This window comes from Bartonella vinsonii subsp. vinsonii, assembly GCF_902825235.1.
GTDB lineage: Bacteria > Pseudomonadota > Alphaproteobacteria > Rhizobiales > Rhizobiaceae > Bartonella > Bartonella vinsonii.
This window is the reverse complement of sequence record NZ_CADEAJ010000089.1, coordinates 1-330: the sequence shown is the minus strand read 5'-3', so window position 1 is coordinate 330 and position 330 is coordinate 1. Positions and strand designations below refer to the sequence as shown.

Sequence of the window (330 nt, the reverse complement as noted above, 5' to 3'; positions counted from 1 at the left end):
ACCAAGAACAACAACACCAGCAGCACCCGTTGCTGCCATATCAACCCCACCAGCTAAAAGACCAGCTTGGATATCACCACCAGCATGTGCCTTAAGGTTTCCTTCAGCTAACACGACCCCCTCAAGCCTCAAGTCTCCACCCGCTTCAAGAGCTATATCAGCACCAGAACCAAGACCAGAAACTTTCATAGCATCAAGCGAAGACAACTCCATATTGCCTCCAGATGTTGCCTTGCCTGCAATCGATAAAAGCCCCCCCTGCGCCTCTACTTTCAAATCACCATCGGCGCCAACCATCTCTAATGTGACATCTTTTTTGGCTGCAATCTC

At 49.7% G+C, this 330-nt stretch carries 1 protein-coding gene; it reads right to left on the bottom strand.

The annotated features are described in order from the left end of the window. Positions 1-330 (bottom strand): hypothetical protein (locus J7R12_RS08775; protein WP_208439088.1); only part of this gene is annotated, 330 nt, incomplete at both ends.